The following is a 20,288-nucleotide window of genomic DNA, read 5'->3' as shown; positions in this document are numbered from 1 at the left end:
AGGACCTCGCGGTGGGTCATCGCGGCGGGGTCGCGCCGCGTCACCGCATCGACTGAACTAGACATCCACTTCCTGACTCTCTGTCGAAACCGGCTCGCTCCCGCCCACCGTGGTGTGGTGCGCGACTGCGGCCAGTGAATTCCTGAGCTTCTGAACAACCACGGCGGCCTGCTCGGCCTCGTCCTCACTCCAATCGGCGAGAGCGGCCTGCAATCCCCGCGCCCGCGACACTCGGATGCGTCGCAGCAGATCGCGTCCTTGGTCCGTGATTTCGATGAGGGTGGCCCGGCCATCGCTGGGATCGGCATGGCGGGCGATGTCGCCGGAACTCACCAACTCGGCGACATGCCTGCTCAGTGTCGATGGGCTGATGCACAAGTCCACGGCCAGATCCACTTGCCGGCATCGCCCCCTGGCCTCGAGGGAGCCCAGCACGCCGACGCCCCCCGGAAGCAGGTGCCCTTCTTCCGGGTGCGACAGAACAGCGCGCATCGCACGGCCCATGAAATAGAGCTCAGTTATCAGGCTCCGAGCCGCATCGGGTGATACTGCCATGCCTACTCCCAGCACGAGAATTAGTTGCTTGTGCTACGCAACTATAGCCTGATTACTTGCGCTAAGCAATTAACCGGGCAGGAGGTATCGCCGTCAACGGATTCGCGCGCGTGGACGAACCGCCGCGAACGAGAAGGGCGCAGCTCGCGACGCCCATGGCAAAACCTAGGTGCTCTAGGATATAAACTAGTAACCCAAGGTCGAGGAGGTGTGCACATGATGGCCAGAGCGGGACTGACCGCGAATCGGATCACGCGGGCCGCGGCCGATCTCGCCGACGAAATCGGCTTGGAGAACGTCACCATGTCGGCGGTGGCCAAGAAGTTCGGCGTCCAGGACGCCAGCCTGTACTCGCACGTGAAGAATCTGCGAGACCTCCGCGCGCGGGTGTCCGTTCTGGCGGCCACGGAGAAGACCGAACTGATCGCGTCCGCCGTGGCCGGTCGCGCCGGACGCGATGCGCTCGCCGCCTACGCCCACGCCTGGCGGGACTACGCCCTGCGTCACCCCGGCCGTTACGCCGCGACCCAGCTTCCCTTCGATCCCGAGTTGACTCCGCCCATCGCGACCGGCGCGCTGCACGCCATCGAGCTGACCTACGGCATGCTGCGTGCCTACGGCCTGGCCGAACCCGACCGGACCGATGCGGTCCGCCTGCTGCGCAGCACCTTCCACGGATACAGCGTTCTGGAGGCGACCGGCGGCTTCGGGCACACGCGCTCGACCGCCGAGTCCTGGGAACGCATCATCGACGCCCTGCACGTCGCCCTCGAGCAGTGGCCGACCCCCCACAAGGAGAAATCATGAGATCCGGCACCCTGCGAGTCCCGGGAGCCACCCTGTACTACGAGGTCAGCGGCGCGGGGCCGGTGCTGCTGTTGCTGCCGGGCAGCGGAGGCGACGCGGCGGTGTTCGATCCCATACTCGAGCCACTCGCACAACACTTCACCGTGGTCACCATCGACCCGCGCGGCTACTCGCGCAGTGTGCTCGACCCCGGCCCACCGGCCGACATCGAGGTCGAGGTGCAGAGCGAGGACGCTCACTTGCTCCTCGAACACCTCACCCCCGAGGAAGAGAACGCTTACGTGTTCGGCGGCAGCGGCGGGGCGGTGGTCGCGCTCGACCTGCTCGCCCGGCGTCCCGAGCGGTTGCGTCTGGTGATCGCACACGAGCCGCCCTCTTTCGGGGTGCTGCCCGATGCCGCCGAGCACAAAGCGTTCGTCGACGAGGTGTATGAACTGTTCGTCACCGACGGTCTCGCCGCCGCGGGCGCCCGCTTCCTCGAAGGCATCGGCGGAGGTGTGCGGATGCCCGATCCCGCCGAACTCTCCCCGCGCGCCGCGGCGATGATCGAACGCCTGCACGCCAACGCGCCGCGCAACATGGCGCACGAGTTGCGCACGATCACCTCGCATCTCCCGGACGTCGCGGCCTTGGCGCCGGTCAGCGACCGCCTTGTGCTCGGGGCAGGACGAGAGAGCAAGGGCAAGCTCCCCCACCGTCCCGCGGAAGCGCTCGCCGAGCTGCTTGACATTCCGCTCACCGAGTTCCCGGGCGGGCACAGCGGATTCACCGACGCACCTGCCGAATTCGCCGATCTGATGCTCGAATTGCTGCTCGCCGCGCGCGTGGAGTGATCAGCGCGGCGCGACCGACCGATTGCGGCTCTGCGCGGAGAACCGGCAGCGGGTAAGACGGGCTGTGCACCTCGCCGCCGCTCTCGGTCAACGCGGCGGTTCGAACCTTTCGTCGCGGACCTGCCGATCCGGCGGCGGATGCCAGCAGGCAATGAGTCGCCGCTCGACTCTTCCGGATTCCATTTCCATCAACTATGTGATGAGTGGATTCCGGCCTATGGAATCGGTCGCTGCATACCTCGAGTCGAGTACCCCGAGCCCCGACGGCCTACCGGGGCAAGATCATCGATTTCAGATCCGGCAGGTTGCCGATGCGCTGGGATGCGGGCCGATCAGCGGCATCGGTTTGCGGTGAGCCGGTTTCCCGCAGCCGGGCACGCACTTCCGCAGGGGTCTTGCGTCCGGCCGCGGCCGCACTCATGCCCTGATAGCTGGTGACCGCGCCGACCACGATCGGGGACGCGCTCGACGTTCCGCTGAACACGTCGGTGTACCAGAGGTCCTCGTCCGGACCGCCTTGCAGGTCGCCGTACCCGGTCGTGGTGACTTCCAGGCCCCAGCCCTGCACGTCGACCCGCTTTCCGTAGTTTGAGAACGGCAAGCGGGAGCGGGCCGTGCCGTTGTCGCGGCCATGGAAGCCGGGCGGGGGTGCGCCGGCTCCGACGATGATCGCACCGGAGTCGGCTTCGCCGCCGCGAAAGGGATTGCGCCACGTGCTCGGGAACTCCCCCGGGCGGGAGTCGTAGATCGCGGCGTCGAGGTCTTCGCCGCCATTGCCTCCCGCCTCCACCACGACGACGCCTTTACCGACCGCGTAGCTGATCGCCGCGAAGTCGTCGGGCCACCATTCGACCGCGATATAGCCGCGCTGATCCGGCCGGTTGGCGTAGGCGAAACGCGGCCCAGGACGGTGCAGTTCGAGCAGCATCACGTCGCCGGGGTTGAGCGCGTCCGCCGCCGAGCGGATCGCGGACGCCGATCCGGACCCGAAGATCGACACCGCGCGGATATACGCTTCGGGCACGATCCCGGTGATGCCGTAGGCATTCACGTCACCGCTGATCACTCCGGCGACCGCCGTGCCGTGGTCGCGCCAGCCCTGCTCCGGTGAGGGGGTGCCTCCGATCACCCCACCCTGGTTGACCTGCAAGTCCTCATGGGTGAACCGCCACGCGCCCTCGACATCCACCACTCGCACACCGGTCCCGCGGCCCCCCGGCACCGTCCACGCCCACCGAGCGTCGATCCCCTGCGGGGCGGCATCCAGATATCCTTGCCGCACCGCGAAATCGGGCGTGATCGGCGGGGCCTCGGCGGCGGAACGGCCGGTGATCGCTCGCGCGCCCTCCGGCGCTATCGGCGGCTCGGCGGGCGGTTTCACATATGCCGCCGCCACGTCGTCCGCGGTACGCAACCGCTCGGCCAGTTCGTCGAGTCGGCCGGTGACACCGCGGACGTAGAAGTAGTTGAGATACTCCGCTCCGGTCTCCAGGCGTGGGGTGCCGGTGAGCCTGCGCTCCAAGCGGTTGGCCGGTCCGAAGATCCGCACCAGTTCGCTCCCGGCCGGAAGTAGTTCCGTCAGACGAGCTTGCGCGCTGTGACTGTCGCTCAGAGCGATCGGCGTGATCGCCGTACCGGCGCCATGCGTGACCACGATGAGTTCCGCGGGCGACCGGAGCTCGGATTGCTGGGATGCCATGGCGCCCAGTCAACCTGGATTGCATCCTGCTCGCCACCTCGAGGTCAGCCATCCAAGCGCAAGGTCGGCACCATCCCCGGCAGCGCGACCGTGTCGCGCCGGGAGCCCACGGAGAACAAGGCCTCCAGCGTCCCGATCGCGATCATGCACGATCCGGCCACCCAGCCGAGCGTGTCCGGTGACTCGAACGGCACCGAACCGACCAGTAGACCGAGTGCCAGCGTGATCAGCCCGAACAACTCCTGCCGTCCGCGCCCGGGCAGATCATCGACCCAGACCGCCACGGTGGCGTGACAGATCCCGCGGATCGCCCACGCCAATCCGATCCAGAACGACAGCAGCGGAGCCGAATTCCCGCCCGCGAAGCAGAGCACCGCGAGTAGGGCCGACAGCGCCCCACTGACCAGCGCCAGCATCCGCAGTGGGGTCACGAAGCGGGCACCGAGCGCCATGACCAGTTGTAGGACGCTGTTGAGCAATAGGTGGCCGCCGGACAGCAGTTCCGCCGTCGGCAGCGATTTGTGCGGCCACACCGCTAGGGCCACACCGATGATCATCGAGCAGGCACCGGCCACCAGTACCGTCTGCCGGGCTGCCCCGGCCAGTGGTTCCGTACGCCCTTCGACTCCGGTTTCGGGCATAGCTACATGATATGACCAGAGTCGCGGTTTGCGACTCGTTTGCCGCATCCCGGTTCTCGTCGTGCACGCGCGAACTCACGGTCCCGTTCGAATTACGCAGTCAGGCTGATGAATACGCCGGTGGCAATGATGTCATCGAGCCGCCACCAGGCGTGGACCCGACCGGCAACCGCCGGCTCCACCGGCGAGACCTGCACTTGCAGAAGGCGATGGATGCGAATGATCCGATCGCCCACCGGGATGTCGGTGTAGAACGATCCATCCCGAGCTGGACCGAAACCTTCTGCGAGAGAAAGCGTATCCGCGACGTGTACGGTGACCGAGGGGTCCGGCGTCTCGCTTTTGCTTTGGGCCTGAGGCTGCGCGTTCCCGGTGAGCGTGGCGACGATCTGGGCCACCGCGACCGGGTCACGGGTGGCGTCGTACACCCACCGGGTGCCGAGGACACCGTGTTCGGAAGTGCCCACAAGTGCCTCGGCGGCGTCCGGCAGCGGTGCGCCCCGGTAGGTCAGCGGCACGTGATAGGTGTGCGGCTGCGCGCCGGAGTGATCGGTGATCACCACGAATTCGATCCCGACTTCCCCATCCGGGTCGTCGAGCCGGAAACCACCGGCTTTGTGCAGATCCGGTGGCTTTTCACCGCGATACCACGCGCGGCCGGGCAGCCACGAGGTCAGCAGTTCCATCTTGGTGGGAACCATGGTGGTCCGATGGATGACGGCCATGCTCGAGTCCTCCTCCACGTCGCACACCGAGATGCACCGAGATGCTAGTACGGAAGCCATGCTCAGGCGCCGTCGCGCCGGTCGGGATCGGTAGCGGGTGATTTGCGGCGAGCTTCGGCAAGGAGTTCGTCGAGCTGGGCTTCGGCGCGTTCGGCGCGCGCGAGGGTCTGCACGCGAGCTTCGTCCAGCGCTTCGAGCCGCTGAGCGGCTTCCGCGCGCGCCTTGTCGACAGTCGCAGCGGCCTCTGCGCGGACGGCGGCGAGTTCGGCGGCCGCGGCGCGACGGGTTTCGGCGAGTTCGGCGCGGGTGGTGTCGAGTTCGGCGCGTACTCGGCGCCATTCGGCTCGCGCTTCATCGGCGGCTTCGGCGCGCTCCGCGGCGGCTCGCTCGGCTCGTTCGGCCGCGCGTTCGGCGTCCGCCGCGCGCTGCACGGCGAGATCGCGCTCCGAATGGGCGGCCGCGACCAGCGCTTCCGCCTCACGCCGGGCGTTTGCGATGTCGGTCTCCGCGCGACGCTCGCCGCGCTCGACTTGTTCGGCGGCTTGCTTTTCGATGCGTTCGATCTGTTCGGCGGACTCGCGGCGCACGGTGCGGACTTCGGCTTCCGCTGCGCTGCGTGCGGCGAACACGTCGTCGGCCGCCTGCTTGGTGACGCGTTCGACCTCACGCAGCGCGTCGTCGCGCGCCGAATTCGCCTCGGCTACTAGCCCTTCGGCGTGTTCTGCGGCGCCGGCCGCGTCGTCGGCGGCGGATTCGGCGAGTTCCCTCGCCTCCTGCGCCTCCCGCCGCGCCTGCTCGGCCACTACCGCCGCACCTTCCGCCTCGGCGATCCGCCGCGCCGCGTCCACCTGAACCGCCTGCACCTGAGCTTCCGCGACCGCCGGGTCGGCCAGCGCGGACAACTCCGCGACCGCGGCGTTCAGCGTGGTGTTCAACTGCTCGGCGAGTCCCCGGAATTGGGTGAGCAGTTCATCGGCCCGCAATCGCGCAACGGTCACCGGCCCCGGTTGCGTCACAGTGACGGCAGCGGCCGCAGTCTCGGCCTCCTGCTGTTGCCGTTGCCGCTCGCGCCACGCACGCCAGCGCGTGTGCTCGGGCCGGTCGCAGTACTCCGAGGGACGACCTGGTCCTGCTGCGCTCGTGATCGGGCGCGTACAGCCCGGATAGTTGCACACCTTCGACACGGCCAGATCCTAGCGTTTGATTCGCCCCGAGAGGTTGACCCTGCATCCGGGCGACCCGCCGAGATCACTTTCGCCGACGCGGGGGCTACTGAGCACGAGTCGGATTCATCGCCTCGTCTCGTGCGGCCGGTTGGCGGAAACGCACTCGCGCGGCTCGACCCCGAACTCGGGCCGCTGCTGTCGGCTCTCGGATGCGAGTTGGTATGGGCCACGACTTGGATGCACGAGGCGAACTCTTCGGTGGGCCCGGCGCTGGGTCTGCCGCCGTTGGCTGTGGTGGATTGGCCGGGGCCGTCGGGCGACCGAGTCGATGAATGGTTCGGGCTGCATTGGAAGACACGGGCATTGGTCGACTGGGCGGCGGGACGGTCGTTCATCTGGATCGATGACGAGATCGGTGACCGCGACCGGGAATGGTTTCAGCCCGGCACAGCGGTCGGGCCCATCTGCACCGCGTCGATCCTCGCACAGGATTACGCCGCGACGATTTCGCCACCTTCGTCGAGTGGATCAATTCTTCCGTGCAACAGCTGTGACCTCGCAGGAGCTCCGGCGTTCGTGGAATCGCGCTCGAGGTCGGCGTCTATGTCAAAACTTGGAGCGCATCTCCTCGATGAGATCGAGAACGTGGTCGGGGCCGGCGTTCGGCATGGGGACGTCCCTAACAGAGCCTCAAGAGTGACTCACGTCACTAGTCGATGCTGTCAGGGATTCGGGGGCTGTCTCGTTCAGGGAGCACGCGAACCAGACAGGAGCGAACCATGAAGCACCGCATCGTCGTCCTCGGGGCCGGATACGCCGGAGCCTTCTCCGCCGGATACCTGGCGCGCCAACTCCATTCCGACGACTTCGAGATCACCGTCGTCAACGCCGAACCCGATTTCGTCGAGCGGCTGCGCCTGCATCAGCTCGCCGCCGGGCAGGATCTCCGCCACCGGCCGCTGGCGGAGATGTTCGCGGGCACCGGTATCCAGCTGCGACTGGCGCGGGTAACCGACGTCGACGTCGAGCACCGGAGTGTCACAGTCGCCGACGCCGAGGGCGTCGACCGGCTCGGATACGACACCCTCCTCTACGCGCTCGGCAGCGCCGCCGCCGACCACGGTGTTCCGGGCGTCCACGAGCACGCCTTCCCCGTGGCCGCGCGGCCGTCCGCGCTGCGCCTGCGCGCACGCCTGGATGAGCTGGGCGGGGACGGGAAGGTGCTGGTAGTCGGCGGCAATCTGACCGCGATCGAGGCCGCCACCGAGATCGCCGAATCACGCCGAGGACTTCGGGTCGGCCTGGTGACCAGCGGCGAACTGGGCGGCTGGCTGGGTACGAAGGCTCGCCGTCACCTGCTGCGCGCTTTCGACCGGTTCGACATCACGGTTCACCAGCACACCACCATCGAGCGCGTCGAGGAGGCGGCGGCGGTCGCCGCCGACGGCACCGCTTTCGCCTCCGACGCGACCGTGTGGGCCGCAGGCTTCGCCGTTCACCCGATCGCCGCCGCCAGCGGCCTCGAGGTGGTGGCCAACGGCCAGATCGCGGTCGACCGTCAGATGCGGTCGGTCTCCCACCCGGACGTCTACGTAGCCGGTGACAGCGTCTTCGTCATCGGCGACAACGGTCGGCCGTTGCCGATGTCCTGCGCTTCGGCGGGATTCACCAGCATGCAGGCGACCGCCGCGATCATCGGGGACCGGACCGGGCGCAAGGTCTCGACGACCTCGCTGGCGTATGTCGGCAACCACATCAGTCTCGGCCGCAAGGACGGGATCTTCCAGCTGGTCGACGGTGACGCACGAGCGAAGTCGTGGGCCCTGTGCGGCGGGACGGCCGCGCGCGTCAAGTCGGCGATCCTCCGGACTGCCGCCTGGAGCGTGAGCCACCCGACCTTCGGAAAGCCGAGTCGCCACTACCGCTCGGCCACCACCGCAGAGCACTCGCCCCACGTGGTCGCCGCATAGGGTCGTGCTCATGGACACCGCCACCGTGGCGCGTTTCGAGGCCAGCCGCGATCGGCTGGCCTCCCTCGCCTACCGTCTGCTCGGCTCGGCCGCCGATGCCGAGGACACGGTGCAGGACGCGTTCCTGCGGTGGCAGGCCGCCGACCAGGAGTACGTCGATATGCCCGAGGCATGGCTGACCAAGATCGTCACCAATCTGGCACTCGACCGGCTCCGTTCGGCGAAGGTACGCCGCGAGCGCGCGGTCGGCGCCTGGATGCCCGAACCGCTCCTCGACGGTGACCCGATGCTGGGCCCGGCCGACACCGTCGAGCAGCGCGAATCGGTGACCCTGGCGGTGCTCACGCTCATGGAGCGTCTGTCGCCGATCGAACGGGCCGTCTACGTGCTGCGCGAGGCCTTCGCCTACAGCCATGCCGAGATCGCCGAGATTCTCGGCATCACCGAGGCCGGCAGTCAGCAACACACCCACCGAGCCCGGCGCCGAATCGCGGCCGCGGGCAATGGGGCCGATGTCGACCGCGCTTCCGCGCGTCGAATCGTCGAGGCGTTCGTCGATGCCGCCGCCTCGGGCCGGACCGATCGCCTGGTGGCGCTGCTGACCGACGACGCGACCGGCATCTCCGACGGCGCCGGGCTGGGGCTGGCCGAGAAGCTCATCCGGTACTCGACCCCGCAGCGGATAGCCGGCGCGGTGCGGGCCGGCTTCAAACCGTCTCCGGCCAAGCGGAGACTCGCCGGCGGCTCGCCCTCGATCCATGCCGTCGTGGTCAACGGCTGCCCGGCCATGCTCGCCACGCTCGACGATCGGGTCGTGGGCGTGGTGATCCTGGAGATCCGTGACGACAAGATCGCAGGCGTGCGCGGCATCGCCGCGCCGGACCGACTCGGCCGCCTCACCGAAGAATGGCAGCGGCAGGAGCATGCCGCCCCGCTGATCGAATCGTGGTAAGCGGCTGTCCGACAGTCGATTTCACGTTCGTCGGTGGTCACTGACGCGTTGGTGGATCTGTTCGAGCTGGTGCGCAAGATCAACACGGGCGCGGATCGGCGGGTGGAACAGGAGATTGTCGAAGGCGTGAGGAGGTGGTGGACGGGGTGCCGCGGTAGGCGGCTGCGGCGTCTTGCAGAGAGTCGATGAGAAGGCGTCCGGGATAGTCGCGGTGCGTGTACCGGTGTCGGTAGTAGCAGTTCCAGTAGCTGGCGACACGCTGGCTGGTGAGGCGGATGAAGTGCGGGTTGGTGGCGGAGAACCGGCCGTAGGCCTGGTGGTGGAGGGTGTGAGGATGGTCGAGATCGGTGAGTCCCTGTTGGATAGTGACGACGATGTCGAGCACGTATTCGCCGACGAGTTGGACGACGAAGGGGATGATCCACGGGTCGGTGGCGTCGATGATCTGGTCGAGGTGGCGCTGACGGACGTGGCCGTCGTGGTGGCGGGTGTAGAGGCAGTGCATGACCTTGGTCTGCCGCATAGACAGTCGATCGAAGACGTCCTCCGCCGGTTCGGGGTTGTACAGGCGATAAGGGAGGGTGAGGTGCTCTCCTCGGACCCGGACAGTGAACGCCCCTGTGGGTTGGAAGCGTGCTGGTGGCAGTGCCTGCGCGACGACGCGCAGGTCGGCGGCGAGAGATGCTGGAAACGCGGGTAGAAGCGCGAGTCCGAGTGCAGCGTCCATAGAACCTCTCCGTTGGGGCGAGACTGCGAGCCGGTCTCTACGCCAGGGACCGGAATCGGCACCAAAAGTACCGGCCCGTGTCGGCTCTTTCATCCGGCCCGGGCGTGCGGGCTCAGCCTTCGGTTGTGCGGGTGAGTAGCAGATCGATTTGCCGAGAGAAGGGGCCGGTGGCCTTACGCGGCACGCTTGTTCAGCCAGGTGCGGTAGCGGCGCAGTGCGCGACGCTGGAGCACGGTCTCGTGGAGGAGAGCGACCTTGGGGTTGATCCCAGGACGCGTGCGCCGTCCGGCGCCGAGGCGGCGAAGCTGTTGTCGCACCCGGGCCATGCTCGCGGCGGAGGCGACGGCCTTGTCCTTGATCTCCACGGGTGTGAGTTCAACCTTGGCGTCGGCGTCCCGGCGCCACCGGTTCGGCAGGTCAGGGTCGACGGCCAGCGCGCTGCCCATGCCGACGAGATCGATGCCGCCGGCCAGGACCTCCTCGGCCACCGGTCGCCGGAGGACACCTCCGGTCAGCATCAGTGGCAGCGGGCTGGTTGTCGCGAGTTCTTCGGCGAGGGAGAGGAAGTAGGCCTCGCGGGCTCGGGTCCGCTGGTCACTGGCTTGGCCGGTCATGGCAGGGGCCTCGTAGCTGCCCCCGGAGAGCTCGACGAGGTCGACGCCGAGCGGAGCCAGCATCGCGAGCACGGTCGCGGCGTCTTCAGCATCGAAGCCGCCGCGCTGGAAGTCGGCGGAGTTGAGTTTGACCGCGACGGCGAAGCCGGAAGCGACCGCGGCCCGCACCGCACGCACGATGTCGAGCAGCAGCCGGGCCCGGTTCTCCAGGCTGCCGCCCCACTGGTCGGTGCGCCGGTTGGTCAGCGGCGAGAGAAACTGCGACAGCAGATAGCCGTGGGCGGCGTGGATCTCCACACCGTCGAACCCGGCCGCCTCGGCCCGACGCGCCGTCTCGGCGAAGCGCGCCACGGTTTCCTCGATCTGCCGCGGGGTCATCTCGACCGGGTCGGCGAATCGCTTGCTGTTCTTGCCGACATCGACACGGATCGCCGACGGCGCCCAGGCGACGCCGGGCATGTCCGCGCGCACCTGCCGGCCGGGATGGTTGATCTGCATCCACACCCGCGCGCCGCCGCTCTTCGCCGCGACGGCCCACCGACGGAACGGTTCCAGCGGCGACTCCGCGTCCAGGACGACTCCGCCCGGCCCGGTGAGCGCCTCGGCGTGGACCATGACATTGCCGGTGATGATCAGCCCGACCCCGCCTCGACTCCAACGCCGATAGAGCCGGAACAGGGACTCGTCGGGGAGTTGACCGGACACGGCCATGTTCTCCTCCATTGCGGCCTTGGCCAGCCGGTTCGGGACCACGGAGCCGTTCGGGAGGGTGAACGGCGCGAAGACCGGTGAAGTCCGCTTCGCACCGCCGGACCTGGCAGGGGCGGGGCCTGTTGATGGCATCGCAGCTCCTGAATGCGGTAAGTTTACATTGCTAACATGAGACTAGAAGGGGATGTAAGCGATGTCAACTTCAGCGAAGAAGAGTGGTTACCATCACGGCAACCTGAAGGCGTCGCTGCTGACGGCGGCGATGCGCATGCTCGAAGTCGGCGACCCGTTTTCACTGCGTGCCATCGCTCGCGAGGCGGGCGTCTCGCCGACCGCGCCCTATCGACACTTCGCCGACCGCGACGCTCTGGAGTCCGCGCTGGCCGTGCAGGGCTTACGTGATCTGAAGGCGGATTTGGGCGACGGCCGCGAACTCCCCACATCGGCGGCGGGGCTCGGTGAGCTGGCGGTCGCCTATGTCGATTTCGCCCTGCGCCGACCGGCGTTGTTTCGCCTGATGTTCGGCAACGCCTGCGACGAGGGCAATGAGGAGCGGGTCCAGGCGGCAGAGGAAATCCACGATCTCGTGCAACTCGCGATGAAGCAGGTCTTCCCGGACAGCGACCCCGTGGCGCTGGCCTCGGCCTGGTGGGCGCTGGCCCATGGCATGGCGTACCTGCACCTGGACGGCAAGCTCCCGGCGCAGTCGAGCCGCGAGGTGGCCGATCACGTGCGCGCCGCGTTCGCCGCGATCCTTTCCGCGCGCGCACAGTAGGCCGGCACCGCTCCGGAGTGCGCCCTCACACCGAGGCAGGTGTTGACAGTGCTCACATACCGCCCTAGCCTTGCCAATGTGCGCAATGTAAACATTCAGGAGGATAATCAAGCATGACCAAACGCATCTTGAACGTCGTCACCAACGTCGGCCACTACGACGACCCGTCCCACCCGACCGGATTGTGGTTGTCCGAGCTCACCCACGCCTGGCACGTCTTCGAAGAGCACGGATTCGACCAGACCATCATCAGCCCGGCGGGCGGCCCCTCTCCCCTGGAACCGCGGTCGCTGAAGTTCCCCAACTACGACAAGACCGCGAAAGCCTGGCGTGCCGATCCAGCCCGGATGGCGCTGCTGGAGACCACCGCCAGCCCCGAACAGATCGACTCGGCCGACTACGACGCCATCTACTTCACCGGCGGACATGGGGTGATGTACGACTTCCCCGACAGCGAGGGCCTGCAGCGCATCACCCGGGAGATCTACGAACGCGGGGGCATCGTCTCCTCGGTCTGCCACGGCTACTGCGGCCTGCTCAACACCAAGCTCTCAGACGGGTCCCACCTGGTTGCCGGTCGCAGGCTCACCGGGTTCGCCTGGCAGGAGGAAGTTCTTATCCGCGTAGACAAGCTCGTGCCCTACAACGCCGAGGACGAGATGAAAAAGCGCGGCGCCCGCTACGAGAAAGGCAAGCTGCCGTACTTCTCCTACGCCGTGGTCGACGGCAACCTCGTGACCGGCCAGAATCCCGGATCAGCCAAGGAGACGGCGAAGAAGGTCGCCGCCCTGCTGTGACCCCTCCGCACCGGCGTCCGACCCGAAGCGGATGGCCCACGCGCCGCCGGGCCGGGCGGATGCCAACCGCAAGCGTTCGGCAAAGTGGTGTTCGGCTCCCGGCTAGGCGAGCCGGCGTGGAACTGACACCAGTCACCGGAGATCCTTCGAGCCAGAGATCGACTGCCGACAACCCCTGGCAACTCCCGTTCGCTCCTAGTGCCTCGTCCGGAAAGATCGAACCGGGCCGCCAGGCCATGACAACCGATGAACGGTTTGCGCCCGGAAGCGATGTGCACCTGCGGATCTGGTTGGGTGGCATGGTCTTCGACTACGCGGCCACCGCCGTGGCGGCTCGCAATGTGATCGATGACTGGAGCCGAAAGCATTGGGTCACAATCGAATTGATCTGCGACACCATCGAAGAACATCTACCGCTGCCCCGCCTGCCGTACGAACGGTTGTTCCTCGGCCCGTGACAAGCAGGTGTAGTCCACCACCGGATACAGGGCTTCACGCACGACGGCGTCGGGGTGACCCACGGCTGCGGTTGGGCACCAGGTGCAGACCATGCCCCTGGCTGGTCACCGACCACCTCCCGCTCCGACGCTTTGACATAGGTCCAGGGAGTCGAACCGGTGTGTATGCCAGATAAGGCGTGAGCGTTCCTCGGGATAAGGCTGGGTAGTCGGCTCGGCGCTGTAGACACGAGTGGATCGCCTTCCCGGATCGTAGGACGCCCAGCCAGGGTTTCCGGTGGTCGCGAAACGCACCCAGGCGCTGCGCATTTGATAGGAGACCTCCAGGACCTCATTCGCGGCGTTCGGGTAGGCCAAGGGGTGGCCACGCACCTCGTCGGCGCTGAGCGTGCCGAACACAAGCAGCATGTCGAGGCTGTGCGAGGCACCCTGATCCCGGCGGAAGCTCCAGCACAGTTCATAGAGCCACACGGGTCCATGCCCGGCGTATTGGGCATCGGCGAGATGCAGGCTCGGCATCCGAAGCAGCCAGTCGGAGTTGACGAGCTCATACAGCTGTTCAGGGGCGGCCTCCGGGTAGGCGGCGCGGTATCCGCCGCTGCTGTCCGAGACGGGCGCGAGACGTTCGAGTGCGGCGGTCGCATGCTCATCGGTCATTTCTGTGCCGCGCCAGGCGTTGAACAGCGAGTACTCGTCACGGGTGTGTCCGATGAGCAGATCGATACCCCGCGCGGCACCGTTGGCGAGCGCATGCCACGGCGAAGCAGGCAGTACGACGCCATCGACAACCGGTGAGAACGGCGTAGGCGTCAGCGCCGTGGGTCCCCAGGATTCGACGAATTCGGGCATCTTCCGAATCACCGCGTCGGTCGCCTCGATCAGCGCACGCGGCGGGATACCGGCGAGCTCATCGACGGTGGCGCGCACACTGAGTTCCGCGGCGATCGTCGCGGAGATCGCGCCGGCGAGCCGTGGGGAGAAGTACGTGCCCGGCAGGCTCTGCGATATCGCACGACGAAACAGCCCCGCTGCCATGGGCATAGCGAGCAGCGCCGCGACAGAACCAGCTCCTGCGGACTGGCCGAACACAGTGACGTTGCCGGGATCGCCGCCGAACGCGGCGAACTTGTCCTGTACCCACCGTAAGGCTGCGATCTGGTCGAGAATGCCGCGGTTGTCCGGGGCCCCGGCGATGTGGGCGAAACCTTCCACGCCCACTCGATAGTTCATGCTGACCATCACCACACCGCACGCGGCGAGAGTCGCACCGTCCTGGTGCGGGTTGCTGGCGGCGCCCTCGAGGTATCGGCCCCCGTGAATCCACACCATCACCGGCAGCCCGACGGTACCGAGCTCGGGTGACCAGACGTTGAGCGTCAAACAGTCCGCGGAATCATCATCGGTGCTGCCGGAGACCGACGACATCACCGAACCTCGATGGCTCGCTTGGGGAACCGGTGGACCGAACTCCAGCGCGTCGCGGACACCATCCCACCGCTGTACTGCAACGGGAGCCGCGAACCGACGCGCGCCGAATGGTGACTCGGCAAAGGGGATGCCCCGGAAGATCGCGACTGCGTTCTCCCACCTGCCGCGCACAACCCCCGCAGTCGTTCGGATCTCTGGTTCGAAACTCCCCCAACCTTCAACGCGCACACCAGAACCGCCGCCAGTCACACCCACCACCCCGTCCATGCCGTTCGCCGACGCCAGATCGCGGGTGATCATGCCACAGTGGCCAGGAATTTCGAGACATTGGCCGGATACACATTTACGGTCGTCAGATTCACTGAGACTTGTCCAGTTTCCTCGAGACGGGACACTCGAGATCCAGTCGTCTCCGAAATCAGCCCTCCAGTTCTGACCACCGATAAGTGAACCTTATCGGCGGTCAGATTCGGGTTTGATCCCGGCCACCGTGGACGGAATTACGTTGCGTAGCGTTTGGCGTGACGAAACGAAATTGCTACGAAAGAGGTGAAAAACTGGGTACCCCCTTCATCGACTTCACGGATCACAGCGGGCAGCCGGAGACGAGGTAGGCGGAGACGAGGTAGGCGGAGGACGAGCGCGCGGTTTGTCATGCGAGAGTGCCGCTTCGGTGCCGTAGGCTGGCTTTCCTGCGCCGAAAGCCGTGGCGCGAACAGTCCGTCATCGATAGGAACGCGGGAGCCCGAGCCATGGACGATCGATCCACCGTGGTCGCGGTTCCGGAGTCGGTGCGCAGCGAGTTGCGCCGTGGGGTGCGCAGCGTGCTGGTCGATGCGGCGGCGCTGCGGCTGGTGCGTGATCGTTTCGACGACGATCAAGCCGGATCACTGCGGAGGTATCTGGAGGCGTCGCAGTCGGCGAACACTCTGCGCGCCTATCGGGCCGATTGGGTGGCGTGGTCGGCGTGGTGTGCCACCGAGGGCCGTCAGGCATTGCCGGCCGACGCGCTGGATGTGGCCGTCTATCTCGCGGCGGCGGCCGACGCGCGCCGCGCAGGCGGCGAATGGGCGTTCAGTCCCGCGACTTTGGAACGCAAGTCGGCCGCCATCGCCGCGGTGCACGCGGCCAACGGCCTGCCGTCACCGACTCGATCCGATGTGGTGCGCCTGACGCTGCGCGGCATCCGCCGCACCCGGCGGACGCAACCCCGACGCAAACGCCCTGTCCTGCTGCACACTCTCGATCAACTGCTGGGCGGACTACCCGAACCGGGCTGGCCCACCGAACCCGCCCGCCGCCGGGATGCGCTCGCACTGCTCGTCGGTTTCGCGGGCGCCCTGCGCCGCAGTGAACTGGCCGGTCTGCGCATCGGGGACGTAGAGGTGGGCCTCGACCACACGACCGGCGAACCGATTCTGTTGATCCGGCTGCCCGCGACGAAGACCGATCCAACCGGCGCGGCCGAACAGCGCCTGGCCCTCCCCCGCGGCCGCCGACCCGCGACGTGCCCGGTCTGCGCCTTCGCCGACTGGCTGCGGCTACGCGAAAAGCATGCCGCCGCGGGGACTTGCGGTGTCCGCTCCTGGCTCGCCGACCTTCCCGCGAGTTCGGCCGACATCCACCGTTGCCACGGCTTCACCGGCACCACGCTCACCGACGCGGACCTACCTCTCTTCCCCACCGTCAACCGGCACGGCGCGATCGGCGACCGCGCCATGTCCGGACGGGCGGTCGCCGAACTGGTCAAGCGTTATGCCGCCCGGGCCGGGCTCGACCCCGACCTGTTCTCCGGACATTCGCTGCGCGCCGGATTCGCCACACAGGCCGCGCTCGGCGGCGCCAGTGACCGCGAGATCATGCGTCAGGGCCGCTGGACCAACCCGCGCACCGTTCACGGCTACATCCGCACCGCAAACCCTCTGGAAGACAACGCGGTGACCAAGCTCGGACTGTGAGTCCGGAATCAGAATGAATTGCACTGAAGCCGCATTCTCGCTTGTTTTTTCGTAGCGACTGGCGACGGCGCGGTGTTGTTCGAGCCGGTTGATACCGCGGCGAGCAACTTGCGCGCCGCAGGTCGACCGCCGGTGGCCGGCCGCCGTGGCAGGTGGGATGCCGGCCCTTGCGAGGTGAATGACGTTCACTTATGTTGGTGAACGCCATTCACTTGCGAGGAGTTTCGCTGTGCCCATTGATTCGCATCCGTCGACGTCTCTGACTGCCGACCGTGGCGTCATGGCCGTTCTGGCGGCTGGCGGCATCGTCACCACGCTGGTGCAGACCGCAGTCGTGCCGCTGCTGCCGCAACTGCCCCGTCTGACCGGCGCGGCACCGGTCGATGCCGGGTGGGTAGTCACGCTGACGCTGCTGACCGGCGCGGTCGCCACCCCGCTGCTGGGGCGTGCCGGGGACATGTACGGCAAGCGGCCGATGCTGCTGCTCGCGCTCGGGTCGCTCGCCGCCGGGTCGCTGGTGTGCGCATTCGCCTCCACCCTCCCGTGGCTGTTGGCAGGGCGGGCGCTGCAGGGTGTGGGCGCGGCAGTGGTGCCGCTGTCGATCAGTTTCCTGCGGGGTGTGCTGCCACCGCAGCGGACGGGTTCCTCGGTGGCGCTGATGAGTTCGACGGTGGGCATCGGCGCGGCTCTCGGTCTGCCGCTGGCCGCGTTGCTGGTGCAGTACGCGGACTGGCACGCGATGTTTTGGGCCATGACCATGCTCTCAACGGGAGTGCTCGCCCTGGCGTGGCGGCTGCTGCGGGAAGAGCCGGTCCGGTCGCCGGGGCGTTTCGACCTACTCGGGGCGTGCGGGCTGAGTGCGGGGCTGGTGTTTTTGCTGCTGGCTTTGTCGAAGGCGGGCGAGTGGGGCTGGGGCAGTCGGCGGGTTTTGGGTCTGTCGGGGGCGGCGCTGCTGATCCTGACGGGCTGGTATGTCCACCAGCGCCACGTGTCGCGGCCGCTGGTGGACGTGCGCCTCGCGATGCGTCCGGCGGTTCTGCTGCCCCACTTGGCCGCGTTGCTGGCCGGATTCGCCTTCTACGCCAACTCCCTTGTCACCGCGCAACTGGTCCAGGCGCCCCGGGCCACCGGGTACGGCCTAGGGCTCTCGGTGGTGGCGGCGGGTGTATGCCTGCTGCCCAGCGGTGTGATCATGGTGTTGTGTGCTTCCTTGTCCGCCCGCCTGTCGGCCGCCCGCGGGGCCAAGGCCACCCTCGCCCTGGGCACGATGATCATCGCGGGCGGCTATGGCTTACGCATCGCCGACAGTCGGCAACTGTGGGCGGTGATCGTGGGCGCGGCCGTGGTCTCGGTCGGCACGGCACTCGCCTACTCCGCCCTGCCCCTGCTGATCATGCGGGCGGTGCCCCTGGAGCAGACCGCCGCGGCGAACGGCCTCAACGTGCTCATGCGCACCATCGGGCAGGCCTTGTGCAGCGCGGTCGTCGCCACCGTGCTGGCCCAGCACACCCGCCTGTTCGCAGACACGGCAAGCGTGGCCGTGGCGGCGCCGACCCTGGACGGGTACCGCGTGGCCTTCGCCGTCGCAGGCGCGGTCGCTCTGCTGGCCTGCGCGGCCGCCTGCCTCATCCCGCGCCAGCCGCGACCCGCGCCGTCCCTCCTCCAGGAGCCTGAACAAAATGCCCGACCCGAACTCCCCCTCCCCGCGCAGCGCCCGCCTGCGATCGAAATCCATAGATCCGCCGAAGTCCGACCCGGCCCAGGACCGGTCGGCACGACCACGTGATGCCGACGCCCGCCGTGCGGACATCCTCGCCGCAGCCCGGCGCGCCTTCGCACGCCACGCCTACGCCGACACCACCATCGCCGCCATCGCCGACGACGCAGGCGTCAGCCCGGCGCTCGTGATGAAGTACTACGGCACCAAGGAACACCTGTTCACCCAGGTCTTCACCTTCGACGCCGACGCCACCGCCCTCTTCGACGCCCCCTTGGACCGCCTCGCCCGGCACATGGTCCTGCACCTGATCGCCACCCAACGAGGAAAGACCCGCGACCCGATCCTGCGCATCGCCTTCTCCCGCCACCATTTGGAACTCGGCGGGCAGGCACGAGCCAACTTCCGCACGCAGGTCATCGACGCCCTCGCCGCCCGCCTTCCTGGCCCGGGCGCCCCGCTGCGAGCGGAGATGGCCATCGGTGTGCTGCTCGGCCTCGGCGCCCTCTACGCGACCGTCCAAGCCGACCAGCTCACCCAACTCGACCCCGACGAAGTCGCCGACCTGTACGTCCCACTCCTGCAACCCCTGCTGTGCGGCGAGGCCCCGACGGGCAGCTGACCAGCGCGGGATTGGCCGGACCCCCACTGGGTGGCGTGTCAGTGGCCTTGTGTAAGTGCCGCGAAGAGGAGCCAGGACCTGATATTTGCTGGCGATAAGCTGACTGAGTGCTGTCAGTGCAGGCGCCGATGCTGGCCGTCTCCGGACGGCCACCGCGGGAGCGCGGGCGGTGGGCGTTGGAGATGAAATGGGACGGCATTCGCGCCCTCGCGCGGTGCCGGGCAGGGGAATGCCGGTTCTACAGTCGCAACAATCGGGATCTCACTGGCTCATTTCCTGAGCTCACGGCGGTTCTCGCCGAACTGGCCGAGGGGGGTGAGCTGATCCTCGACGGGGAGATCGTGGCACCGGATCCGAAGACGGGGGCGCCGTCGTTCGGTCGCCTGCAACGGCGGATGCATGTCGTCTCCCCCAGCGCGGAATTGCTGCGCGGATTCCCGGCGCAGTACCTGGCGTTCGATCTCCTGGCTATCGAGGGTGCGTCCATCATGAACCTCCCCTACACCGAGCGTCGCGAGCGTTTGGCGGAACTGGCGCTGGACCGGCCTCTGGTCCGGACCCCGCCGTACTACCGCGATATCGACGCCGACACGCTGCTCGACGTCGCTCGCGAACACGGCCTGGAGGGAATAGTCGCCAAGCGTCTCGATTCGGCCTACTACCCCGGGCGGCGGTCTCCGTTGTGGATCAAGACGCCGCTGCGCAAAACGACCGAGGTCGTCGTAGCGGGCTGGCTGCCCGGTACGGGCCGTTTCTCCGCGACCTTCGGCTCGCTGGCGCTTGGTGCCTACGACGACAACGATCAGTTGGTGCACGTCGGCAATGTCGGCACCGGCTGGACCATGCGCGACCGCCGTTCGCTACAAATTCGCCTGAACGAGCTGTCCCGCTCCGACACGCCCTTCGATGTCCCTCCGCCGCGCGCGGTGGCGGCATCCGCCCACTGGGTCGAGCCGGTCCTCGTCGGCGACATCGCATATCGCGAAGCCACCTCCGAGGGCCTGCGCCACCCCAGCTGGCGCGGACTGCGCCCCGACAAGTCTCCTCATGACGCGAAATGGCCGCTATAACACACAGGTCCGCCCCAGCCCGTCCGGCCGGGGCGGACCTGCGCCGGTTCCGCGCCCGCTCGC

Annotated in this window: 19 protein-coding genes; 11 read left to right on the top strand and 8 right to left on the bottom strand. The window is 67.7% G+C overall.

Annotated elements, in window-relative coordinates:
• Window positions 1-57 precede the first annotated feature (57 nt).
• Entirely contained in the window at window positions 58-555 is a 498-nt protein-coding gene (locus ACWEH3_RS16990) for a MarR family winged helix-turn-helix transcriptional regulator (RefSeq protein WP_450023588.1), read from the bottom strand.
• A 216-nt stretch (window positions 556-771) separates the two neighbouring features.
• On the opposite strand from ACWEH3_RS16990, the gene ACWEH3_RS16985 reads away from it, so the two are divergent.
• Window positions 772-1,362, top strand: coding sequence for a TetR/AcrR family transcriptional regulator (locus ACWEH3_RS16985; protein WP_450023586.1), 591 nt, complete (start codon window positions 772-774; stop codon window positions 1,360-1,362).
• Window positions 1,359-2,195, top strand: a complete 837-nt coding sequence (locus ACWEH3_RS16980) for an alpha/beta fold hydrolase (RefSeq protein ID WP_450023584.1) — start codon at window positions 1,359-1,361, stop codon at window positions 2,193-2,195. Before ACWEH3_RS16985 ends, ACWEH3_RS16980 begins: the two co-directional genes overlap by 4 nt.
• A 268-nt stretch (window positions 2,196-2,463) precedes the next feature.
• On the opposite strand, the gene ACWEH3_RS16975 is transcribed toward ACWEH3_RS16980, so the two are convergent.
• The 4 genes from ACWEH3_RS16975 to ACWEH3_RS16960 all read right to left on the bottom strand — a co-directional run bounded on the left by ACWEH3_RS16975 (window position 2,464) and on the right by ACWEH3_RS16960 (window position 6,258).
• Complete coding sequence (locus tag ACWEH3_RS16975) at window positions 2,464-3,894, bottom strand: S8 family peptidase (protein WP_450023582.1); 1,431 nt, start codon at window positions 3,892-3,894, stop codon at window positions 2,464-2,466.
• Window positions 3,895-3,938: 44 nt separating this feature from the next.
• The gene (locus ACWEH3_RS16970; protein WP_450023580.1) at window positions 3,939-4,535 is read right to left on the bottom strand and encodes an HdeD family acid-resistance protein; all 597 of its coding nucleotides are present in this window, start codon (window positions 4,533-4,535) and stop codon (window positions 3,939-3,941) included.
• Between the two features lie 92 nt (window positions 4,536-4,627).
• The gene (locus ACWEH3_RS16965) at window positions 4,628-5,260 is read right to left on the bottom strand and encodes a maltokinase N-terminal cap-like domain-containing protein (protein ID WP_450023578.1); all 633 of its coding nucleotides are present in this window, start codon (window positions 5,258-5,260) and stop codon (window positions 4,628-4,630) included.
• Between the two features lie 62 nt (window positions 5,261-5,322).
• A complete protein-coding gene (locus ACWEH3_RS16960) occupies window positions 5,323-6,258 on the bottom strand; it encodes a hypothetical protein (protein ID WP_450023576.1) in 936 nt (311 codons plus the stop codon).
• Window positions 6,259-7,205: 947 nt separating this feature from the next.
• Here ACWEH3_RS16960 and ACWEH3_RS16955 point away from each other — a divergent pair.
• Together ACWEH3_RS16955 and ACWEH3_RS16950 are read left to right on the top strand one after the other, a co-directional pair.
• Window positions 7,206-8,396: an NAD(P)/FAD-dependent oxidoreductase gene (locus ACWEH3_RS16955; RefSeq protein WP_450023574.1), complete on the top strand. Its 1,191-nt coding sequence runs from the start codon at window positions 7,206-7,208 to the stop codon at window positions 8,394-8,396.
• 10 nt (window positions 8,397-8,406) lie between these two features.
• Window positions 8,407-9,348, top strand: coding sequence for a sigma-70 family RNA polymerase sigma factor (locus ACWEH3_RS16950; protein WP_450023572.1), 942 nt, complete (start codon window positions 8,407-8,409; stop codon window positions 9,346-9,348).
• A gap of 79 nt (window positions 9,349-9,427) precedes the next feature.
• Here the strand turns inward: ACWEH3_RS16950 and ACWEH3_RS16945 are convergent, their stop codons facing one another.
• Window positions 9,428-10,075, bottom strand: a complete 648-nt coding sequence (locus tag ACWEH3_RS16945) for a hypothetical protein (protein ID WP_450023570.1) — start codon at window positions 10,073-10,075, stop codon at window positions 9,428-9,430.
• A 173-nt stretch (window positions 10,076-10,248) separates the two neighbouring features.
• Window positions 10,249-11,532, bottom strand: coding sequence for an NADH:flavin oxidoreductase/NADH oxidase family protein (locus ACWEH3_RS16940; RefSeq protein ID WP_450023569.1), 1,284 nt, complete (start codon window positions 11,530-11,532; stop codon window positions 10,249-10,251).
• A gap of 61 nt (window positions 11,533-11,593) precedes the next feature.
• Between ACWEH3_RS16940 and ACWEH3_RS16935 the strand changes: the two genes are divergently transcribed.
• The 3 genes from ACWEH3_RS16935 to ACWEH3_RS16925 all read left to right on the top strand — a co-directional run bounded on the left by ACWEH3_RS16935 (window position 11,594) and on the right by ACWEH3_RS16925 (window position 13,430).
• Window positions 11,594-12,175, top strand: a complete 582-nt coding sequence (locus tag ACWEH3_RS16935; RefSeq protein ID WP_450023568.1) for a TetR/AcrR family transcriptional regulator — start codon at window positions 11,594-11,596, stop codon at window positions 12,173-12,175.
• A gap of 113 nt (window positions 12,176-12,288) precedes the next feature.
• Entirely contained in the window at window positions 12,289-12,972 is a 684-nt protein-coding gene (locus ACWEH3_RS16930) for a type 1 glutamine amidotransferase domain-containing protein (RefSeq protein WP_450023567.1), read from the top strand.
• A 272-nt stretch (window positions 12,973-13,244) separates the two neighbouring features.
• Window positions 13,245-13,430 carry a hypothetical protein gene (locus tag ACWEH3_RS16925; protein ID WP_364426483.1) on the top strand — a complete coding sequence of 62 codons (186 nt, stop codon included), beginning with the start codon at window positions 13,245-13,247 and terminating at the stop codon, window positions 13,428-13,430.
• Between the two features lie 105 nt (window positions 13,431-13,535).
• Here ACWEH3_RS16925 and ACWEH3_RS16920 read toward each other — a convergent pair whose 3' ends face one another.
• Window positions 13,536-15,158, bottom strand: a complete 1,623-nt coding sequence (locus tag ACWEH3_RS16920; protein ID WP_450023566.1) for a carboxylesterase/lipase family protein — start codon at window positions 15,156-15,158, stop codon at window positions 13,536-13,538.
• A 452-nt stretch (window positions 15,159-15,610) separates the two neighbouring features.
• Between ACWEH3_RS16920 and ACWEH3_RS16915 the strand changes: the two genes are divergently transcribed.
• The 4 genes from ACWEH3_RS16915 to ligD all read left to right on the top strand — a co-directional run bounded on the left by ACWEH3_RS16915 (window position 15,611) and on the right by ligD (window position 20,225).
• On the top strand, window positions 15,611-16,816 hold the full coding sequence (locus ACWEH3_RS16915) for a site-specific integrase (protein WP_450023565.1): 1,206 nt from the start codon (window positions 15,611-15,613) through the stop codon (window positions 16,814-16,816).
• A gap of 280 nt (window positions 16,817-17,096) precedes the next feature.
• Entirely contained in the window at window positions 17,097-18,602 is a 1,506-nt protein-coding gene (locus tag ACWEH3_RS16910; protein ID WP_450023563.1) for an MFS transporter, read from the top strand.
• Window positions 18,496-19,155, top strand: a complete 660-nt coding sequence (locus ACWEH3_RS16905; protein WP_450023561.1) for a TetR/AcrR family transcriptional regulator — start codon at window positions 18,496-18,498, stop codon at window positions 19,153-19,155. Before ACWEH3_RS16910 ends, ACWEH3_RS16905 begins: the two co-directional genes overlap by 107 nt.
• A gap of 128 nt (window positions 19,156-19,283) precedes the next feature.
• Window positions 19,284-20,225 carry a non-homologous end-joining DNA ligase gene (gene ligD / locus ACWEH3_RS16900; protein ID WP_450023592.1) on the top strand — a complete coding sequence of 314 codons (942 nt, stop codon included), beginning with the start codon at window positions 19,284-19,286 and terminating at the stop codon, window positions 20,223-20,225.
• Window positions 20,226-20,288 lie beyond the last annotated feature (63 nt).

Source organism: Nocardia sp. NPDC004718 (assembly GCF_053601535.1).
Note: the sequence above shows the minus strand (reverse complement) of the source record. Positions and strands in the feature narration are given on the sequence as shown.